The sequence below is a fragment of the Paenibacillus sp. FSL F4-0236 genome (assembly GCF_038000135.1).
Lineage (GTDB): Bacteria > Bacillota > Bacilli > Paenibacillales > Paenibacillaceae > Paenibacillus_AQ.
Map to the genome: position 1 here is coordinate 3,097,067 of NZ_JBBOBK010000001.1, position 19,064 is coordinate 3,116,130.

Consider the following 19,064-nt stretch of genomic DNA (forward strand, 5'->3'; position numbering starts at 1 on the left):
TACGTTTCCCCATAAGCTCTTCGTCCGGTTTCTCCTCTCCCATGAAAGGGGCCCTAGAGATAGGGCCCCGAATTTATGTTTAAATACATTAAAAGTTATTATTATATATGGAATAACCAATACAAAATTACTAGTTTCGGACAATGAGAAAGAAGAACGCACACAGTGGCTTGCGAATGCTGCCGCCTTAGGAATACCCCAAATTTGTGCAATTGCCTCTTGGCTCAAAGATCACGGTCATAGGGAAATATAGGCTCTCGTGCTTATCCTTTCGGAGATCTGCGACGTGCCTTATTTTCAGCAGCGCATTCAACTCCCTCTGATAAAATTAAAGCTCATTCATATTGAATTGGATATGGAAAACGACCTACGGTTATATGAGTGTGGCAAGATAGATGAGGATGAAAAGTCCGCGCATTTCATTCAACTGTATCATCACTACCTAATTCATCATCGATTTGCTGTTGTCTTTTTTTGTTTATATTCCGTAACACTAGGTGTGTAAGAAAATAAACAATTATAAAAGATACAAAGATTAAAATAATGCTCCATACATTTCTTTCTCCCGCCAAAACTATAAGCAACGAAACACAAATTCCGCCTGAAATAATGCTGTTTATGAGCAGCTTTTTATTTGTGTTTCTTCGGGAATCCCAAATATCAACACCAACAGACAAGTGCCGTATCGTTATATATATTCCACTACCAATTAAACAGAAAAACTCGACTGCAAATTGCTCAAACGGAGCATTCATTATGAATTGTTGAATCAGTACTGAAATCAGCAAACAATATACTAATATTTGATAAGCATCACTTTGAATCTTTCTTCTTTGAGATACAACTCGTTCATCATTCATTTTACTTTTTTTCATTATTATCCCTCCCTATAACCAGAATTATAATATATTTATTACATAATGCAATTTATATATTGCATTTAAATGTGAATAAAAAGCAAACTCACACAATAAATTCGCTAAGGAGTATATACATCACAAAAGGACCACCTTTCGGCAGCCCTTTGTTAGACAGTCACGTTCGTGGTTACATGATAGAAATAAAAGCTTCCTACCGTTACGACAATGATTAATAGTACAATAATGGAAGAAATCCCGATCAGCATTTTTTATGTACTTCAATACGAGAGTAGAATCCTAACGACTTTTGCTTTGCATGGCATAAATCGAAATAGTATCATAAAGAAAGTCTGCTTCCAGCACGAATGCCAGAAGCAGACTTTTTTATATCTTTAGAATATGCATGCGCTCGTAATAATTACCAATAAGATGAACAATACCAAAATCGCGCCTGTGGAAGTAAAAGCACCACCAACATGACCAAATTCTGCACCCATGAGAAGACCTCCTCCGTATTTTAGAATACATCACAGGATATGTATTAACCCCCCAAGAAGATTGGGCGAACGGTTAAAAATAAAACCCCGCCAACTGCGCGAGGTTAGTGTAAAAATGTTTAATCAGAAACTAAAATACCGTCAAAGCTTTCTGGACCCACACGAACTGTGCCGAGAAGATTAGAAGAAACAAATGCTGTATAAGTGAGTTGAGGAGTGATTGCAGGTAAGAAATCGTCTGCTGAAAAGGTTATGACTTGCGGAGCCAATATACTTAGACCAAAAGTTGAAGTAGCAGAATATATAAGCGGATCGGTTGGCAAGGTTCCTCTTACAATCGTAATTGTGATTCCTACTAAAGCTAAAGGAAGCGTTACAGAGATCGTTCCTTTAAGCAGCACACGCGGATTTGTTGTCACTCCAGCAGTCAACAACCCAATCTGTCCAAACAGTTGTGGAGTATTTAGAACGGTTATAGGAATAGCTATAGAGTTGGCGAGGCTGGCATTTTGCGACGTTCTTGCATCAAGATAAGTTCCCATCGTTGCACCCCCTTTATAATTGACATAAGATAATATATTAGGGTTCTCGATAGATTGCATAGTCACAATACCTGTATAAAACGATTGTTTTATATAACTGATAGGCCGAGTCTATTTATCATCTGTTTTGGTTCCTTCCCTTTTGTTAAAAGCAAGCTCAAATAACCCCGTCGCCGAAAGTCCTGCTAGCCCTCCAGCCCAAAGCCGCAGGATCAGATTCATATCAGTGAACGGATAGGCCACTGCTCCAACCAGCAAGCCAATAGCTAATCCAACAACCGGTACAATATTCCGCGGAAGTTGCACGCTATTCTTCACAAGTTGTACAAGTGCCATTACAAAAACAGCCAGCACGGAAGCAAAGGCAAGCACACTGTTGAGAGCATCATTATACATAGTGTTTAATCCTCCTTATTTCATTTTCCACTACCAGAAACAAGTAAGCCTGCACGGTTCAGCACTGTTATTATGCGATAGAAGTCATAACTGCCACCTGACGGTGTATCCAGCAGCCCTGCAGCACTCGCGGCTTTTACTGCCGCTTCAGCCCATGGGGGTACATTCATCACTGCTCGGCCTTCGATTAATGTCACACGATCTGAAAGCTTAGTAATCGACTGGCCTTGTTCCTGCATACCTGTTTTAAGCGTATCCTTGCTATCCGTAAGGCTCACAATAACAGCACGCAATTCCTTTATTTCCATTTCCAGACTAGCCAGCCTTTGTTTATCCTCTGCCGACATTTCGTCATCACCTTCCTTGGCTTCATCATCATATTTATACAGATTGTAGGTATTCATGATTTGGATTAGCTTTGCTGCATAGTTTGGGTCGGTAGCATAACCAGCGGCAGCAATCTCTTGTGCAGCTACCTTGCCACTAGCACCAAGCACCTTGCTGTAAAGATTACGATTCCACGAAACACCATTCACAATCAACGCGGAATGATCCGCAACAGATTCTCCCCAGTTGTTATAGGCCCGAAAAAGAGCTTCTACTTTAACAGCTTTACCATTAACATATTCAGTAGTTTGTACAGTAATACTACCGGCTGGTCCGCTACCTTTAATCCCAAACAAATTGTTGGCCTTAACAGTCAATCCGCTGCTGCCAAAGCCCGATTCCAGCGCCGCTTGAGCTATCGTTAGCGATGCCGGAACCTTGCTGATCTGCATGTCCTTCACAGCAAAATTTGCGATCTTCGCAATAAACTCAGTCTCCGTCATTTCATCACTTCCTCTCCTTTTATTAAATGCTGAGCATAATGAAATGCTTGTGCATATCCCTACTAATAGAGCGTCATTGCTAGATTCCATTCAAAATAAACGTCAAAACACGCGCCCAAAGAGCGCGTGTTAGTATTTGATAATACAGATGTGACATAAGTAGCTGAAAAGAATTAAATGAAGCATGCAACTAACATAGGGCTATTGGTCCTGCTCACATGAGCAATTTACTTCTCGCAGATTCAAAATATGTAATTATAAGTAAAATTGTCTTGAAGTTTCATTAAAACTAGCGTAACATATAGTATTAATTGACTATATAGGAGGGTCTAATAGACTATGCCTTCATATTACTTTAGAGAACTATGGACACCCTTACGCTGGGTAGGCATTAAATTTTTCCGTGATGACGAAGGTTTTCTTTGGATTAAATGGTGGGCCAAACCCAGAAAAAGACTGCGTTAACCGTTAAGCAAGCAAATATACATAAGAAGTTTCATACAATGTGCATATGTATTTCTTGATAACAATCTAAAGGGGCATCAACCGCTACAACATTAGCAGCTGATGCCCCTATTACTAGTTCCCTACCTTAGCCCCAAAAGAGCGTGCTAACAGTACAGCCTGATCTATATCCATACGAACACCTTGCAGATCCAAACTTTTCAAATCAATTCCTTCAACTATAGCATCCCGTAGGTCAGCCCCCTTAAGCTTGCATTGAGACAGCTGTACACGGCTCAGATCAGCCCCTCGAAGATCACTTTTTTGCAAATTACAACCCATTAGATCGGCCTCAGTAAATCGAATCCCGCGCAGATCCTGTCTGCTAAGATTGGTATGTCTCAGGTTCGTGTAGGACCAGTCCCCGCCGATAAGTGTGATCCCGTCCAAATAAGCATTTGAGAAATCAGAGCCTACCATTTTACAATCTTCAAATTTCGATACGAACAGATTCGCACCCGTGAACTTACAGTTAGTAAAAGCCGAGCCTTTATGGTGTGATGCATTGAGCATGGCTCCAGTAAAATCGCAATCTATAAATCGGCAGCCGATGGAAGTCATCTCTTCCATAGAGCTTCCCTTGAAGGAACACTGCTCAAATGTACAGTTATTTAGTTCCCCGTCCTGTAGACTTCCTTGGTCAAAATTGTGTTTTTGGAACGTTTCATTAAGGTATTGGTACATGTTAAGTCTCATCACCTTCATTAGGATTAAATAAATTTATTCTTATTAAAAATAGCACTTTAGTAGATTGTTCTCAACAATCTCTTTCGATATAATTGCAAATAAACGATATGGAGGGAAATTATGGATGTGTCCAGCAGGAAAGAACCATTTCGCTATGTAATGAACCAGCCGCTTGAATGCTGGATTGAAGTTCCAATAAGTAGTAGCGGTCCGGGTGCCGGAAAGCTAACAGAAGCTGTGTTGCTCGATCTTAGCCGATCTGGCTGCAAAGTGCGCACCCCCCTGAATCTTCGATTCACGGCGGGCGATACAAAGCTAGTAATTCATCTTCAATTAAACGAAGAAAAGCTTCAACTCGTGGGCAGCGTCCGTTGGGGCTGGATGTTCGGACTCGGCCAATACCAATATGGAGTTAAACTTAAATTGAACGAGGACGAAGAAGAACAGCTACATAGAGAACTCGATATATGGACAGCCTCTCTAAATGTAGAGGGCCTGTAGAATTCTACATAACAGATGCCCTTCTCATGGAAGGGCGTCTTTTTTTTGCATAAAAACGAAGACAAAGCTGAATCGCTCTGCCTCCGTTCTAAAAAGCGTTATTTCACCGTGTACCTAGGACTCCACTCTTTTTTTAACGAGCTTAACAATAGCAAATACTAGAATCGTAATAATCACAGCTTCGAACAGGGTAGGAAGTAAGCCAAGAACATACTGAGAGATCTCAATATCATTTAATTTAGCGGCCTCATCCGTCACTTCAAATCGAAAAGCTCTTTCCAAAGTGATATTTTTATGATCGAACATCGATGACTCTAATAAAGAAATTATATACTGTATTACAAAAAAAACGGCTATCCCAATCCATACTCTTCCTTTCACTCTCACACTCATTGCAACGGTCATGGAGAACATCACGAGCAACATAGAGTAGGCGGAAGCCCAAAAGACAATTAGCACTGTATATGCGGAAATCAGCCAAAATTTTTCCGGTAAAAACGAAGTTGAAAACATCATAATATCTACTGCTAAATGAATATAAGCGACTAGAAATAAACCGAGTAACGACCCTAAAAACAGCATTACTGGTGAGAGAACGGTATACAGGACTGGTACTGGCACAAGCCTCCGATTGAATAATCTCAGGTTCTGACCGAAGGTGCGCAGACTAAAAAAGAGAAGCACTACACCTGCTACGGCATAGGAAGTGATGTTCATCATGAACATATCTTGATCTGATTGAACAGTAAATCCTATCACAAACTGCACAAGAATGGTGATTACAAAAACAGCAAGAAACTTATCCCTATCTCGTCTAAAATCATACTTCACTAGCTTTAGCATTCTGCGTACACCTCTCTGAACAGTTCGTCTATGCTTTTACCTTGGCGCAGCCGGATATCTTCTACCGCCGTATGCATCACAATTTCTCCCTCTTTTATAAAAATCACATCATCAAAGATCCGCTCGATATCCGATACTAAATGAGTAGAAAGGAGAATGGTGCTGTCCTCTTCATAAAACTCTACTAACGCGTTAAGAATTTTAGTTCTAGCTACTGGATCAACACCACCGATTGGCTCATCCAGTAAATACAGGCTAGCTCGACGTGATAAAGCAAGTGTAAGCTGTAGACGTTCATTCATCCCTTTGGACAAATCTTTCACCTTATCTTGAGCTCTTAGCTTCATAAACTCCAACATTCGAGAAGCCTTAGTCTGATCAAAATCCGGATAGAAATCACTTTGGAACTTTAGAGCATCCTTAACATTCATCCAGGATTCTGTAAGCGGCTTATCGGGCATAAATGACACTACTGCTTTACTATCTAAGCCTACAGCCCCTCCAATAATGGATACACGACCGGAAGTAGGCTGTGCAAGCCCAGCAATGATTTTCATTAGTGTACTTTTACCGCTGCCGTTACTGCCCAGCAGTCCCGTGATTTTACCCGCACTCAGATTAAAGGATACTCCGCGGAGGGCGTGCTTAGATCTATATTTTTTTGTAACGTCATGAATCTCAAGTATATTTTCCAACTTGCTTCCCCCCCTATTCTCCATCCTTGTTTCGGATACTCTCTGCAACTGCCGCTAAAATATCTTCACCTTGAAAACCAAGGTCCTGCATGCCACGAATGAAACGATCCAGTACATCCTTTGCCATTTCTTTTTTGATGGTCAAAATAGTTCCTTCATTACTAGTGACGTATCTTCCCATTCCACGCCGGGTCTCCACGATTTCTTCACGCTCCAGTTCCTGAAAGGTTCTTTGTACTGTATTCGGATTAATTTGCAGTTCATTGGCAAGCTCTCGTACCGAGAGAATTTTATCTCCTGGTTTTAACTTACCTGTGACGATTTCTCCTTTGATGTGATTCATGATCTGAATATAAATCGGCAGGTTGTTATCGAATTCGATTGTCATGATTAAGCAACATCCCTTCGTCTAAAGACGGAGAAGCCTATGAGTAAAAAGACAGCTGTGTATAAAACTAGAATTACTATGGAAAAGGTCAGCGTCATTCCAGGCATAGGTGCTCCTCCACCTTCATAAGCAGCTAAATTTAGGTTGGGGAATAATACATATTTATAAAATTCACGAAAAATAACCAATTTGTCTATCATCAGCATAAACATTGTAGCACCAATTGTAACACCCGTAGATGTTGTCAAAATCCCGATCATAAAAGCAAGTGTTGTATATACAACTGTACTAACTGAGTTATACATTATACTGGTTAACATCTCACGAATACCAGCCTCACCACCACTCAAGCCAAACCATAAAGCTCCTGATGAAAAAACCGCCAACATGCCGACAACTGCCACTGAGAACGCGTAAATCAACACAACAGCATATTTGGACGCAAGTATTGCTGTACGACTTCTCGCACGGATTAGAAGGAATTTGATGGTGCCCTGACTATATTCTTTTGAGACAATACCCGCTGTTCCGATGATTGCGAGAATGGTAATCACTTGCCCAATCCCTTGTGAAAGCAGCATCATTGCTGAAAAGTCATAAGCTGATCCAAACATATCAGGTGAGGCAGAATGAACAATATAACCTAATAGCATGGATATTAGAATTAATATCAGGTAAGGTACAAAAAACGTACGTTTCTTCGAGAGCTTGAGCCATTCATTAACAACCAAATTATTAAAGCTACGCAATTCGGTTTCCTCCTGTCCATTTCAAGAAATCTTCCTCTAAGCTTTGTTTATTCTCTGCAATCCGGTAAATACCTACCCCTTTATTACTGAAAGTCGACACTAGTTCCGGCACTTTACTGTCATGCAGATTTATTGTCACCTCAGAACGAGCACTATCCATAGACAATAGCTCTGCGTATTCTAGACCTTCCAAGATGTTAATTGCTGATTCTACTGAGCCTACACGAATGGTTAGTTTCACATCTGCAGTTGTCTCCTGCTCCCCACCAATCGCTGTAACGGTCACTAATTTGCCGTTCTGAATCACGATGGCCCGGTGACAAATTTGTTCAATTTCAGTCAGTAAGTGGCTGGATATTAGAATAGAAATCCCTTCAACCTCAGCAATCCTACGCATATAATCACGCATTTCTCGTATGCCTGCTGGGTCAAGACCGTTCGTAGGTTCATCTAGAATCAATAACTTTGGTCGGTTCAGTAACGCCTGAGCAATCCCAAGACGTTGACGCATACCAAGCGAATAGGCCTTCACTTTCTTATTCATCGCTTCCTGAAGTCCTACCAATTCCACAACCTCATCAATTCTTCCAGCCTCAATATTATCTGTCATTCTCTGGTATTGCTTTAGATTATCAAGCCCTGTCATATACGGATAGAACTCTGGATTTTCAATAATCGCTCCAATATGTCCAATAGCTTTATTAAAATCACTCTTAACACTGTGACCTTGAACGATCACATCGCCTTCACTCATCCGTATAAGACCCGTCATCATCCGGATCGTTGTTGTCTTCCCTGCACCATTGGGTCCCAATAGCCCAACAATTTCTCCCTTACGGATATCAAATGTCAGCTTATCCACAATGGATTTCCCTTTAATGATCTTGCTTACCCCATTCATTTGCAGCACGATTGAATCCTGCATGCGTTCATCACTTCCCTGCTTCATGGTAATCCTCCCTGCCATCTTTTGTATTATTGATGAGTTTGTTTTAATGTGTCGGTGTTATAGTTGAATAGTACACTAATATATTATTGATGTAAAGCCCGAAATTATGGATTACGCAAAATAAGGGTTTTCTATTAGACTATCTGCCAAACCAAAAATTGAAATGAACATAGATTAGATTACAAAGGAGGAATGACAAAGGAGGAATGACAAATGAAAAAAGAAGTTCATGTATCCCAGACTTATCCACGCTTAACTGTTTACGATGAAGAAAACTTTAGGGGTAACAGTAGAATCTATACTGGCAACCTAGGCATTCGTAATACGGACAACATCCTCGATGGTATTGAGAGTCTTCGTTTCTTCTCTACCAGCAGCAACGCAACACTGGTACTGTTCACAAGAACTAGGTTTAGAGGGAACTTCCGCGTACTCCGTGGAAACCGCAGCATCCGTGATTTGGACGATTTCATTTCCGGTAATGATGTGGAATCGATTATTTCAACTAATCAAAGATTAACTCTCGAACAGATTCGCAATATCCGCAGCAGCGGCACTTTGCCTGCGGGATATCGCCTGATCTAACATTTCCATTCAACAAGAAAGGAGCAATCTGGTGCTAGAGCCCAGGTTACTCCTTTTTCCCAAGTGATCTTCTGAGGTCAAATAGTTATTAGATTTACCTGCTAAGTCAATCCACAAGGAGAGATGAAATATGGTAACCATAAAAGCAGCGTCCGTAATCTATCCCAGATTAAGAGTATATAGTGAGGAGAACTTTCGTGGGCTCCGCAGAACCTATCGCGGCAACCTAGGCATTGCAGATATTGATGCAGTCCTTACTGGAATAGAAAGCTTACGCTTTTTCTCCACGAATCCGAACGCTACGCTTGTGTTGTTCGATCGTTCTCGCTTCCGTGACAATTTCGTAATTCTGCGTGGTAACCGCAGCATTCGCGAACTAGATGACTTTCTCCGTAGAGGAGATGTCGAATCGCTCATTTCAAGCAATCAGAGGCTGACTCCGGCACAGGTTCGCGCCATACAGCGCACTGGTAGCTTGCCTTCAGGATATCGTTTGATCTAATTACTTGAGGACGCAGTTTAAGCTATAAGCTTAAGGTGCGTCCTCATTTATTTTCCGCTATAATGACTCCATACATATTAATAGAAAGAAGGTATCTTTATGGAACCAATCGTTTCTACCCGATGGCTGCTTGCTCGGTTATACGAACCTGAACTGGTTATAGTCGATTGCCGTTTTTTACTTACGGATCCGGAAGCTGGGCGTAAAGCCTATACGGAAGATCATATTCCCGGTGCAATCTATTTTCATCTAGAAGAACAACTCTCCGCTCCAGTAAGCGCACACGGTGGACGCCACCCACTGCCTGAGATCTCGAAGCTAACCACCGTTCTTAGCAAGGTTGGCATTAACAGAGATAGTATTGTCGTTGCTTATGATGATCAAGGTGGTGCCTACGCTTCCCGTCTGTGGTGGATGCTTAAATATTTGGGACATGAACGTGTGTTTGTAATGGATGAAGGCTACTCTGCTTGGAAAAAAGCATCCTTCCCCGTCAGTGATCATCAAGCGGTTAGGATTCCTAGCCAGTATGAAGCAGATGTTCAGAAGAAGATGCTTGTTAGCATGGAAGATGTGCAAAATGTAGTTAACGACGGTGGCGCACTATTGATTGATTCCCGCGAGTCCCGTCGCTATGAAGGGCTGGAAGAACCGATTGATCCGAAGGCAGGTCATATTCCTGGGGCAATCAATAAGTTCTGGAAAGAAGTGCTGGATGAGCAAGGACGCTGGAAATCAACTGAGGTGCTGAAAGAGCATTATGAGGAAATTGATCCTGAGCAAGAGATTATCGTGTACTGTGGTTCAGGTGTAAGTGCTTGCCCGAATGTGCTCGCGCTCGGAAAAGCTGGGTATAGGAATGTGAAATTGTATGCGGGTAGTTGGAGTGATTGGATTTCTTATGAGGAGAATCCGGTGGCGATAGGAGAAGAATAGAATAAAGAACCTGCGGCGCGGATTCTTGTGATTCCCTGAAAATCAGAGGCCTGATTTACCATACTGGAAAAATATCGATTCGATTTTTCGTGTATATTTGGCTCGTTTATGGTACCGTTGGCACATGTATTCGGTTTTTCGCATACATTTGGCTCGTTTACCTACCGTCGGCACATTGTATTCGATTTTTCGCATACATTTGGCTCATTTACGTAACCGGCGGCACATTGTATTCGATTTTTCGCATACATTTGGCTCCTTCAGCTTGCCGGTGGCACTTTGTGTTCGGTTTTTCGCATACTTTTGGCTCGTTTACCTGCCGTCGGCACATTGTATTCACTTTTTCGCATACATTTGGCTCGTTCAACTTGCCGGCGGCACATTGTATTCGGTTTTTCGCATACATTTGACTCGTTCAACTTGCCGGAGGCACATTGTATTCGATTTTCCGTGTGTATTTGGCTCGTTCAGCTTGCCAGCGGCACATTGTATTCGATTTTTCATTCACATTCTCACGACGGACTTCATCTTCAAACCAAATCTGGACTTTGTAGCGTACTAATATATTCATAGTAAATGATCCGCTGAGATGAACCTCTTGCCACCGGGCGAAATTTTCCTTTATCCACCAGCTGACGACAGTATTTAATGATCGTCATCGTGTGCAATTCCAGCTCTCTCGCGGCATCAGCCGGGCGAAGGACTCGATGGTGCCGGATGGCTGCCCGCATCAGATCGCGCTCGATTCTGGAATAGGCTCTCTCAGCGGTTGTCTTTGCAGACTTTTCTGCTAACAAATAAGAAAAGAGAATGTTCCGCAGCGCGGAGAGAATGAAGGATGGATTTTCTTTTAGCTCATCCAGCGAGATATAGAGCACCGTGCAGTCTTGAGACTGTAGAAAAAGCCCGCGGTTCAAGTCCATCCGGTATTTGCTACGATCCGTTCCATGTGAGCCATAGTCCATGATCTCAAATGCAATACGCGTGGCTCCAATCTCCCACAAAATATCCACAAAATAGGATCTGCCGCGCCAGTCCTTAACTTCATATTCTGGGTGTAATCCGTGAAAATGTCCGGCTAGAGGCCACCACACCCGCTCGACAAACAAGCGGTTTCCGTAACCATGACCGCGTTTAAGTGCATCGAGCCGCTCTCCCTTCCTTTGTTTAAGATGATTACATAACCATTCATTATGCTCCCTCTCGAAACCCATTACCTATCCCTTCGCTCTGCAACGAAATATTTTTTAATCATACAAAACCCCGCCTCTATTCCAAAAGGAAAGGAGACGGGGCATTCTTTGCCTCGTTTGGTTTTATCTATACATAGTGTGCCACATTATCATTAGAATGCACAATAGGAAATCGGCAGGATCAATCAAAATAAATAAGCCCAGTAAAATCCCCCAAAAATTCTATCACCCTCTATTCCATTTATTTTTATATTTATATCCTCTTTTCTTTTAATATTTTCACTATTAATATATTTTCACATGGCATATTTTTTCTTTTCTATTTTTGGGTTTACTTTCCATTTCAATCAACTGCCCGCCCGGGGTAATATCGCTGGAGAAGGCCGGATATACGAATATACAACGGTATGTAGTAAGTTAGAGTGATTGGGTTTTGTATGGGGATTACGATCGTTCTTGAGGAAGATTAAAGTTAAAAGCGCGTGCTTGATATCTGGTTAAACGATTATATGAAAGAGAAGCAACTGTCAGCATACCGGAGTATCCGGCCGCACTTCTGCGAAACGGTCCGCTGAGGACTCCCGTTCCATTCTAAGTAGTGCTCACCCTATCTGAGGACGGTTGGTCCGCGTTGGGTTCGACCAGGATTTTCTGTATAATGGTAAACGTTACGTCGGATGTGATGTTAAACGCACGAAATGACAAGTAAAGAAAGTCCATCCGGCGTTTGAAACCATGAACCGGAAAGGATGAAGTAAATTGAGTTATACGGAACTGCTGGAACGGAAGAGCGAAATCTTGAAGAAAACGGTCGAGAACTGGGTTTTGAAAGAAAATCGCGACGGACTGAACCTTCAAGAGGCTCATATTTACCAGAATATACTCAAGGAATTTCATCAGAACGAACATGAACTGAATGGGGTACGAGACGAGGAAGCAGTTAAGCGTCAGGACAACGGGTCCACGGAAAAAGAAGACACTGTAACAGCTCGCAAACATGAGGCGCAAACGGCTTGATCTCAGAAGACGTACGCGTAAGAATATGAGAGGCTGCCCAGGAAGTTTGGGCAGCTTTTTACGTACAATCAACTCGCTGCCAGCCTCCGAAGCAAACGCTCTAAAATCCAGACGTTCGTATAATCCAGCAACCGGAGGATATCGCTATATGACGTTAACCTTTTCTGTGCCAAGTATAAATTAGAGTACAGAGCTAACTCCTGTGCGTCACGACTGCCAGTATGTGCTGGCGGTGCTGGAGGTGGCCCGTATACCTCACTCTGGAGTTTCTCAGATGTATTCGATATCAACAATTTATATTTGTAAATATTTTCATGATAGATGGAAGACCAATACAAAAGTTTGTACTGTTAAGGTAACAGTTCAGCACATAATTTTCTATCCTATTAGGTATTATCGCCTGATGAAACTATCAACCTTCTGGACAATCCTTCCTCTAGTTGTATATAGTGTATAACGAAAGTGGCACTTAGTGAGCAAGGTACCAGGAGGAGAAATACGAAATGGCAAATATATTGGTAGTAGAAGATGAACGAGCGATTAATGATTTAATTACAATGAATCTCAAGCTGGTTGGACATACATATAGCAAGGCTTACCGTGGACCGGAGGTTTTCGAAATTCTGGAGCGTGAAAAGACTGATTTGATTCTGCTGGATGTTATGCTTCCGGAATTGGATGGTTTTGAGGTGATGCAGCGGATTGCACATTTGCAGGTTCCAGTGATTTTGATCACCGCCAAGAATTCTTTGGCTGACCGCATTAAAGGCTTCGAGCTGGGCGCGGATGATTATATCATTAAACCCTTTGAAATTCTTGAATTACTGGCAAGAATCAATGTAGTCCTGCGCAGGGGTGAAAAAGGCACTTCCAGCTTCATTTGCGATAATGTTGAGGTGCGTTACCTGGAACGGCAAGTTTTAGTAGATCAGACACCGGTTGATTTGACCGTTAGAGAATTCGAGCTGCTTGAGGTGTTAATTCGTAACCGGAATATTGCATTGTCGAGGGAAAAGCTGCTGGAATTGGCGTGGGGCTATGATTTTGAGGGCGACACCCGCACCGTGGATGTTCACATCCGGCAGCTACGTAAAAAGCTGGGCTGGGAAGAACGGATCAAAACCATTTTCAAGCTAGGCTACCGCCTGGAAGTTCAGAGCTAATCATGAGATTCTGGCATAAGATTCTGCTGTCGGTACTTGCTCTCTTTATTGCTGCTCTGGATGTAAGTGTCATTATGGTGATGAAAAAAAGCTGGCAGCTAAACATGGACAGTGAAATGCAGAGAGCATCCAGTGAGCAATTGTTAATCGCCAACAATATTTATGAGAACCTTAATTCTATTCAAGCACGGGGAACGGCATTGACCCCTATTCTACTGGCCAGCGTCTCTGAGTCCTATGGAGATTACTACCGTAAGCAGGGAATCTATTTACAGCTATGGGAGAACGACCGAATGATTTACCCTCCCCAAAAAGGACAATTCGGAAAATCTAATTTAGGAAAAGGCGATCAGCCTGTATCCTCAGACGAACGCTCTATTCAGCTCTCCACTCAGCTTCCTGCTCCTTACCAGCATTTGCTGCTTGTCTATCAGCGTGATATCAGTGAGCTCTTCAACAAGCAACAGGAACTGAACCGCTTTTTTGTAATGATTAACTGGATCGTGGGACCCGTTCTGCTGTTACTTCTTTATCTTCTAATCCGGCATCTAAGCAAGCCGCTAAAGCTCCTGTCAGAGACCAGCAAAACGATCGCCGAAGGCGACTATACGAAACGGGTGCAGCTGCGCAGCAAAGATGAATTTGGCGAACTGGCCTTGAACTTCAACCGGATGGCGGAGGCCGTGGAACAGAGGGTTACCGAACTCTCGGACATGGCTGAAGAGAAACAAAGGATGGTGGATAATTTGGCCCACGAGTTGCGCACGCCTTTGACCAGCATGCAGGGGTTCGCCGAGTTTCTGACCACGGCCAATATTGGACAGGAAGAACAGCAAACTGCAGGCGGCTATATTCTTAGTGAAACCCTTCGTCTCAAGAATCTGGCCTTCAAGCTGCTGGATTTGTCTGTCCTCCGGCATCAGCCGTTGGCACTTCAGCAGGTGGATATTTCGGAACTATTTCAAGCTATCCAACAGACGGAGCACCCAAAATTGACGGATGCTGGCATAAGATTTCATGTCCAACATACGATTTCAAATGTCTGGGGAGATCCCGATTTACTAGCTTCATTATTGGTAAATCTGGTTGAGAATGCGATTCATGCCTCCAAGCAAGGCAGCGAAATCCACATGCTGGCCTATGAGCTGGATGGAGAAGCCGTGCTAGAAATCCGTGATACGGGAACCGGAATCACCGCAGAGATGGCTAAACGTGTGTTTGAACCTTTCTATCGGGGAGACCAGGCTCGTTCACGTGAATATGGCGGCGCTGGCCTAGGATTATCCTTATGTCGGCAAATTGCTGAAGCGCATAAGGCCAGACTGTCCTTAAACTCTGTCCTCGGCGAGGGAACTAGCATCAGACTCTTTTTACAACTCTATAACAACTGCCCTCCTACTCTATAACATCTTTGGATTAAGGTTAGGAAGATTCATCATCATCCGATCCCAATGGAGGTTAAGTTAAATGAAGAACAACAAGATTTCCGCTACACTCGCTGTACTCTTGTTCTCTGGAAGCGTGCTGGCGGTGAGCGCAATGATTGTCCCAGGATTTGTGAACACCACCGCCGCCAAGAGCATTTCTGCAGTACAAGACTCGGGCAATCTAACCTTGAACAGCAGCAAGGCACCCGTACTAAAAGTAGAAGCAGAAGCTCCGGTATCTACTGTGAACAGAGATCTAGAGCAGCTGATGACCCAAGAAGAAATGCAGCAAATTTATGATTTTGCGGACAAGCCCAATAACGAAATTATCACCATCGGAAGGGAGATGACCGAGGATGAAATAAACCGGAGGCTGATATTGGAAGACCAGTATGTGTATGACGGCCTTCGTCCCAAGCAGCTGTTCCCGTTAAAATCGGGACAAGCGGAGTTTTATTTTGACTTGGAGAAAAACACGCTCAAGTATCCGAATCGGACATTGACTGACGAGGAACTGTTACAATATATTGACTGGTTCTACCGGGAGGCCTATGCCTTGTCCAAGCGGAATATTGTAACCCCTCCAGAAACAGGGAATTTGAGCCAGACCGACGCCGTTGCCATGGCCGCTTCAAGTGTGCGAAAAATATTCGGAGCTGACGTCTCCAAGCTTGAAGTAAAAGCAAGCCAAGGAGAATCCATGCTATCAAAGAAAAAGACCTGGATGGTAATATTCACCCCTTATAAAACCAACACCTTAAGAGGACAAGGTAAGGAATTTTGGCAATATACCGTAATTATTGATCCCTCCACCCGCACGGTAGTAGATACGACCGCAGCTAATTTTTCACTCACAAGAACCCCAATCAATGCTGAAGCTGCCATCGCTATCCAAAAGGATGCAACCTGGATTAACGAGGCTACAAAAATAGTTACAGACAGACAAGGAGAAACCCGGAGAATCGCCACGGCTTCCCTTACAGACACTGACGTAAATAATAAGCGCGGTATGGTAGCGGTCAAAATGTTGCTCGAAGACGGCAGCAGTTATACTGCAGAGTTACGCTACCCAGATCAGACTCTTCGGTGCCTCATCTATGAAGAAGCAGAAGCTGCTAAATAGGGATACTAAGGATGAACAAAGGGGAAATTGTATTTCAAATCGGTATAACCAGTTCTTGAAAAAGTTAAGGAGGCTACTGAGTAAGAGTAAGAACTGCGAGGCATTTGGATAAGTGGTTTGTGGACTGAACTAGGTGATGAGTAAGATCCCTGTTCAGTCCTTTTTGGGTTCTTTTGCAAACAATCTGCAAACAAGAAGTCGAAGATGGTAGTTGTAGTGTACCTAGATGCATCCACGCTTTAATAGTCTCTATCCTTTGTCCAAATTGCATTTAATAGAATATTTTGGTAGATTGAATCCAGGAACTTGTTAACCGACTGATCAGCGCAAATATTGTTCAAAACTAAGCGTATTTCTACCGAGGGGAGATCAGATTTCTATGAATATAGCTGTCAAATTGATGCAAAAATTCAAAGACCGCGATACCCAGAATAAGCTGAAAGTTTATCAGGACAAAGTGCAGCTCATCAGAAAACGGAATTTGGAAGCATGGGACGATGGGCAGCTTCTAGCGGAATCCCTCCGGCTACAAAAAGAAGCAAACTCAGGTACACCTTTGGATGAGCTGCTTATCGCTGCTTATGCGTTAGTATGCGAGGCAGCGAAGAGAAAGCTTGGATTAAATCCTTACGATGTCCAGATCATGGCTGCCATCGCTCTGCACGAGAGATTCTTGATCGAGCAGCATACCGGTGAAGGAAAAACACTTTCTGCTGTTATGCCTGCATATCTAAATGCACTGACTGGCAAAGGCATTCATGTGCTGACTTTTAACGATTATTTAGCCAAACGGGATGCGGAATGGATGGGCCCGATCTATCGTTTTCTCGGATTAACGGTAAACTCGGTTCAAGCGGGCATGAGCCTGTCCGAGAAACAGGAAGCATACGCCAAGGATATAACCTATGTTACGGCCAAAGAAGCGGGATTCGATTACTTGCGCGACACAATTGCACTAAACGAAGCCGATACCGTGCATCGTCCTTTCCACTACGTCATCGTCGACGAAGCGGATTCGCTGCTTCTCGACGAAGCTCGGGTGCCGCTAGTCATCAGCGGTGATTCTCCCTCTTCCAGGAGCGACGGCTTTCGTTTCGCAGAAGTAGCTCGGCAGCTCAAGCGAGATGAGCATTACGACTTCGACGAGTTCCAGCGGAACGTTTACTTAAATGAAACAGGCGCTGCGCAAGCGGAATCGCTGCTGGGATGCGGCAATTTGTACGATAGCCATAACAGTCACTTGCTGACATCATTAAATTGCGCGTTGCATGCAGAATCGTTATTAAAGAAAGACGTCGATTACATCGTCCGGGACGGAAAAATCGAGCTGATCGAAGAATATACCGGCCGAGTGGCGGAGAACCGGTATTTGCCGGACGGGCTTCAAGCCGCGCTTACGGCAAAAGAAGGGCTGTACTCCATAGCCGGCGGGAAAATTCTCGGGACGATCACCATTCAACACTTCATCAGCCTGTATCCGCAGATTTGCGGAATGACGGCTACCGCTCATGCATCCGCAATGGACTTCGAAGATATTTATGCGCTGCAGGTGCTGCAAATTCCGCCGAACCGGCCAAACATCCGGATCGACCATCTGCACCGGATTTATACCCATAAAGAAGCCAAACTTATGGCACTCGTACAAGAAATCTCATCCGTCCATAGGACGGGACGTCCAATTCTTATTGGTACGTCAAGCGTCGAAGAGTCTGCCATGCTGGCAGAGGCACTAGCGGTTGCTGGCGTACCTTGCCATGTTCTAAATGCGAAAAACGATGCGGAAGAGGCAAACATCATCGCCAAAGCGGGAGAAACCGGTGCAGTGACGGTGTCTACAAATATGGCGGGACGCGGGGTCGACATCCGGCTCGGCGGCGTCGACCCCGCGCAAGCGGAGGTAATCGCCAAGCTAGGCGGGTTGTACGTAATTGCCACCCATGTGAACGAAAGCGTGCGGATCGACGACCAGTTGCGCGGGCGTTCCGGACGCCAAGGCGACCCGGGAGCTTCCGTTTTTTATGTAAGCTTGGAGGACGAGTTACTGCTTCGCTTCGGCATCCATAAAGCTGTTCGCGCTCCCAGGCAGGATGAGGCTCTTGAAGAGTCGGGGCTCAGCAGCAAGATCACAAGTATTCAGCGGATTGTTATGGGCCAAAACTTCGATATCCACAAGGAACTGAACTGTTATTCGGATATGGTGGAGGATCAGAGGCGAATTCTATACGCGGAGCGGCTGCGAATTTTGAAAGGCGAGCAGCCGCTGAGCCCAGCGGAGCGGCGGGTACGGCTTTTTTATATCGACGAATTCTGGGCTGACCATCTTGCATACGTTTCTTACCTTCGTGAAGGCATTCACTTAGAGAGCCTTGCCAGCCGCAATCCAATCGATGAATTTCATGCGCAAATCACTGAAGCCTACGAGCAAATTCCTTCTAAAATAAATGTCGCGTCACAAAATATGCTTGAAAAGCTCGGAGGTTCAAATGATCCGGCAGAGTGGGAAAAGTTCGGTCTGAAAAGCCCTGCTTCCACCCGGACTTATATTATCAACGATCAATACTTACAGAGTAAGCGAACCTCATGGACCGGAACGACCGTATTTGCTTATTGGCTTCGCACGGTTGCGAGGCCGATATTCAAACTGTCAAAATATTGATGCAACGATGGGGCGGTTAGC

At 43.7% G+C, this 19,064-nt stretch carries 21 protein-coding genes; 9 read left to right on the plus strand and 12 right to left on the minus strand.

Features of this window, described 5'->3' with window-relative positions:
• Positions 1 to 419 precede the first annotated feature (419 nt).
• The 6 genes from NSQ29_RS14055 to NSQ29_RS14080 all read right to left on the minus strand — a co-directional run bounded on the left by NSQ29_RS14055 (position 420) and on the right by NSQ29_RS14080 (position 4,313).
• Positions 420 to 875, minus strand: a complete 456-nt coding sequence (locus tag NSQ29_RS14055) for a DUF6773 family protein (RefSeq protein WP_341125379.1) — start codon at positions 873 to 875, stop codon at positions 420 to 422.
• A gap of 377 nt (positions 876 to 1,252) precedes the next feature.
• Entirely contained in the window at positions 1,253 to 1,357 is a 105-nt protein-coding gene (locus NSQ29_RS14060) for a sporulation protein YjcZ (RefSeq protein ID WP_081389784.1), read from the minus strand.
• Between the two features lie 119 nt (positions 1,358 to 1,476).
• A complete protein-coding gene (locus tag NSQ29_RS14065; RefSeq protein ID WP_042187685.1) occupies positions 1,477 to 1,899 on the minus strand; it encodes a hypothetical protein in 423 nt (140 codons plus the stop codon).
• Positions 1,900 to 2,010: 111 nt separating this feature from the next.
• Positions 2,011 to 2,295 (minus strand): holin, encoded by a 285-nt coding sequence (locus NSQ29_RS14070; RefSeq protein ID WP_149644303.1) that lies wholly within the window; start codon positions 2,293 to 2,295, stop codon positions 2,011 to 2,013.
• Between the two features lie 20 nt (positions 2,296 to 2,315).
• On the minus strand, positions 2,316 to 3,125 hold the full coding sequence (locus NSQ29_RS14075) for a glycoside hydrolase family 73 protein (RefSeq protein ID WP_341125380.1): 810 nt from the start codon (positions 3,123 to 3,125) through the stop codon (positions 2,316 to 2,318).
• A gap of 579 nt (positions 3,126 to 3,704) precedes the next feature.
• Entirely contained in the window at positions 3,705 to 4,313 is a 609-nt protein-coding gene (locus tag NSQ29_RS14080) for a pentapeptide repeat-containing protein (RefSeq protein WP_076298872.1), read from the minus strand.
• A 123-nt stretch (positions 4,314 to 4,436) separates the two neighbouring features.
• Here NSQ29_RS14080 and NSQ29_RS14085 point away from each other — a divergent pair, with 123 nt between their 5' ends.
• Entirely contained in the window at positions 4,437 to 4,817 is a 381-nt protein-coding gene (locus NSQ29_RS14085) for a PilZ domain-containing protein (protein ID WP_042187677.1), read from the plus strand.
• A 114-nt stretch (positions 4,818 to 4,931) separates the two neighbouring features.
• Here the strand turns inward: NSQ29_RS14085 and NSQ29_RS14090 are convergent, their stop codons facing one another.
• From NSQ29_RS14090 to NSQ29_RS14110, 5 genes are read right to left on the minus strand one after another with little or no spacing between them, the layout of a single operon-like run.
• On the minus strand, positions 4,932 to 5,660 hold the full coding sequence (locus NSQ29_RS14090) for a hypothetical protein (RefSeq protein WP_042187675.1): 729 nt from the start codon (positions 5,658 to 5,660) through the stop codon (positions 4,932 to 4,934).
• Positions 5,654 to 6,355: an ABC transporter ATP-binding protein gene (locus NSQ29_RS14095; RefSeq protein ID WP_339247678.1), complete on the minus strand. Its 702-nt coding sequence runs from the start codon at positions 6,353 to 6,355 to the stop codon at positions 5,654 to 5,656. Before NSQ29_RS14095 ends, NSQ29_RS14090 begins: the two co-directional genes overlap by 7 nt.
• A 13-nt stretch (positions 6,356 to 6,368) precedes the next feature.
• Positions 6,369 to 6,743: a GntR family transcriptional regulator gene (locus tag NSQ29_RS14100; protein WP_341125381.1), complete on the minus strand. Its 375-nt coding sequence runs from the start codon at positions 6,741 to 6,743 to the stop codon at positions 6,369 to 6,371.
• Between the two features lie 2 nt (positions 6,744 to 6,745).
• Entirely contained in the window at positions 6,746 to 7,492 is a 747-nt protein-coding gene (locus NSQ29_RS14105; RefSeq protein WP_341125382.1) for an ABC transporter permease, read from the minus strand.
• Complete coding sequence (locus NSQ29_RS14110; RefSeq protein ID WP_341125383.1) at positions 7,485 to 8,441, minus strand: ABC transporter ATP-binding protein; 957 nt, start codon at positions 8,439 to 8,441, stop codon at positions 7,485 to 7,487. The genes NSQ29_RS14105 and NSQ29_RS14110 overlap by 8 nt, the downstream gene beginning before the upstream one ends.
• A 213-nt stretch (positions 8,442 to 8,654) precedes the next feature.
• On the opposite strand from NSQ29_RS14110, the gene NSQ29_RS14115 reads away from it, so the two are divergent.
• The 3 genes from NSQ29_RS14115 to NSQ29_RS14125 all read left to right on the plus strand — a co-directional run bounded on the left by NSQ29_RS14115 (position 8,655) and on the right by NSQ29_RS14125 (position 10,464).
• Positions 8,655 to 9,026 carry a hypothetical protein gene (locus NSQ29_RS14115; RefSeq protein ID WP_076282789.1) on the plus strand — a complete coding sequence of 124 codons (372 nt, stop codon included), beginning with the start codon at positions 8,655 to 8,657 and terminating at the stop codon, positions 9,024 to 9,026.
• A 130-nt stretch (positions 9,027 to 9,156) separates the two neighbouring features.
• Positions 9,157 to 9,528: a hypothetical protein gene (locus NSQ29_RS14120; RefSeq protein ID WP_076282790.1), complete on the plus strand. Its 372-nt coding sequence runs from the start codon at positions 9,157 to 9,159 to the stop codon at positions 9,526 to 9,528.
• A 99-nt stretch (positions 9,529 to 9,627) separates the two neighbouring features.
• Complete coding sequence (locus NSQ29_RS14125; RefSeq protein ID WP_341125384.1) at positions 9,628 to 10,464, plus strand: sulfurtransferase; 837 nt, start codon at positions 9,628 to 9,630, stop codon at positions 10,462 to 10,464.
• A 530-nt stretch (positions 10,465 to 10,994) separates the two neighbouring features.
• Here the strand turns inward: NSQ29_RS14125 and NSQ29_RS14130 are convergent.
• Positions 10,995 to 11,678 carry a hypothetical protein gene (locus NSQ29_RS14130; RefSeq protein WP_341125385.1) on the minus strand — a complete coding sequence of 228 codons (684 nt, stop codon included), beginning with the start codon at positions 11,676 to 11,678 and terminating at the stop codon, positions 10,995 to 10,997.
• Between the two features lie 738 nt (positions 11,679 to 12,416).
• Here NSQ29_RS14130 and NSQ29_RS14135 point away from each other — a divergent pair.
• The 5 genes from NSQ29_RS14135 to NSQ29_RS14155 all read left to right on the plus strand — a co-directional run bounded on the left by NSQ29_RS14135 (position 12,417) and on the right by NSQ29_RS14155 (position 19,043).
• A complete protein-coding gene (locus NSQ29_RS14135) occupies positions 12,417 to 12,674 on the plus strand; it encodes a hypothetical protein (protein ID WP_042187657.1) in 258 nt (85 codons plus the stop codon).
• 503 nt (positions 12,675 to 13,177) lie between these two features.
• Positions 13,178 to 13,837 carry a response regulator transcription factor gene (locus tag NSQ29_RS14140; RefSeq protein ID WP_149644295.1) on the plus strand — a complete coding sequence of 220 codons (660 nt, stop codon included), beginning with the start codon at positions 13,178 to 13,180 and terminating at the stop codon, positions 13,835 to 13,837.
• A gap of 2 nt (positions 13,838 to 13,839) precedes the next feature.
• Complete coding sequence (locus tag NSQ29_RS14145) at positions 13,840 to 15,243, plus strand: sensor histidine kinase (RefSeq protein ID WP_341125386.1); 1,404 nt, start codon at positions 13,840 to 13,842, stop codon at positions 15,241 to 15,243.
• A gap of 61 nt (positions 15,244 to 15,304) precedes the next feature.
• Positions 15,305 to 16,387 (plus strand): hypothetical protein, encoded by a 1,083-nt coding sequence (locus tag NSQ29_RS14150; RefSeq protein WP_076282796.1) that lies wholly within the window; start codon positions 15,305 to 15,307, stop codon positions 16,385 to 16,387.
• Positions 16,388 to 16,766: 379 nt separating this feature from the next.
• Positions 16,767 to 19,043, plus strand: a complete 2,277-nt coding sequence (locus tag NSQ29_RS14155) for a preprotein translocase subunit SecA (RefSeq protein WP_341125387.1) — start codon at positions 16,767 to 16,769, stop codon at positions 19,041 to 19,043.
• Positions 19,044 to 19,064 lie beyond the last annotated feature (21 nt).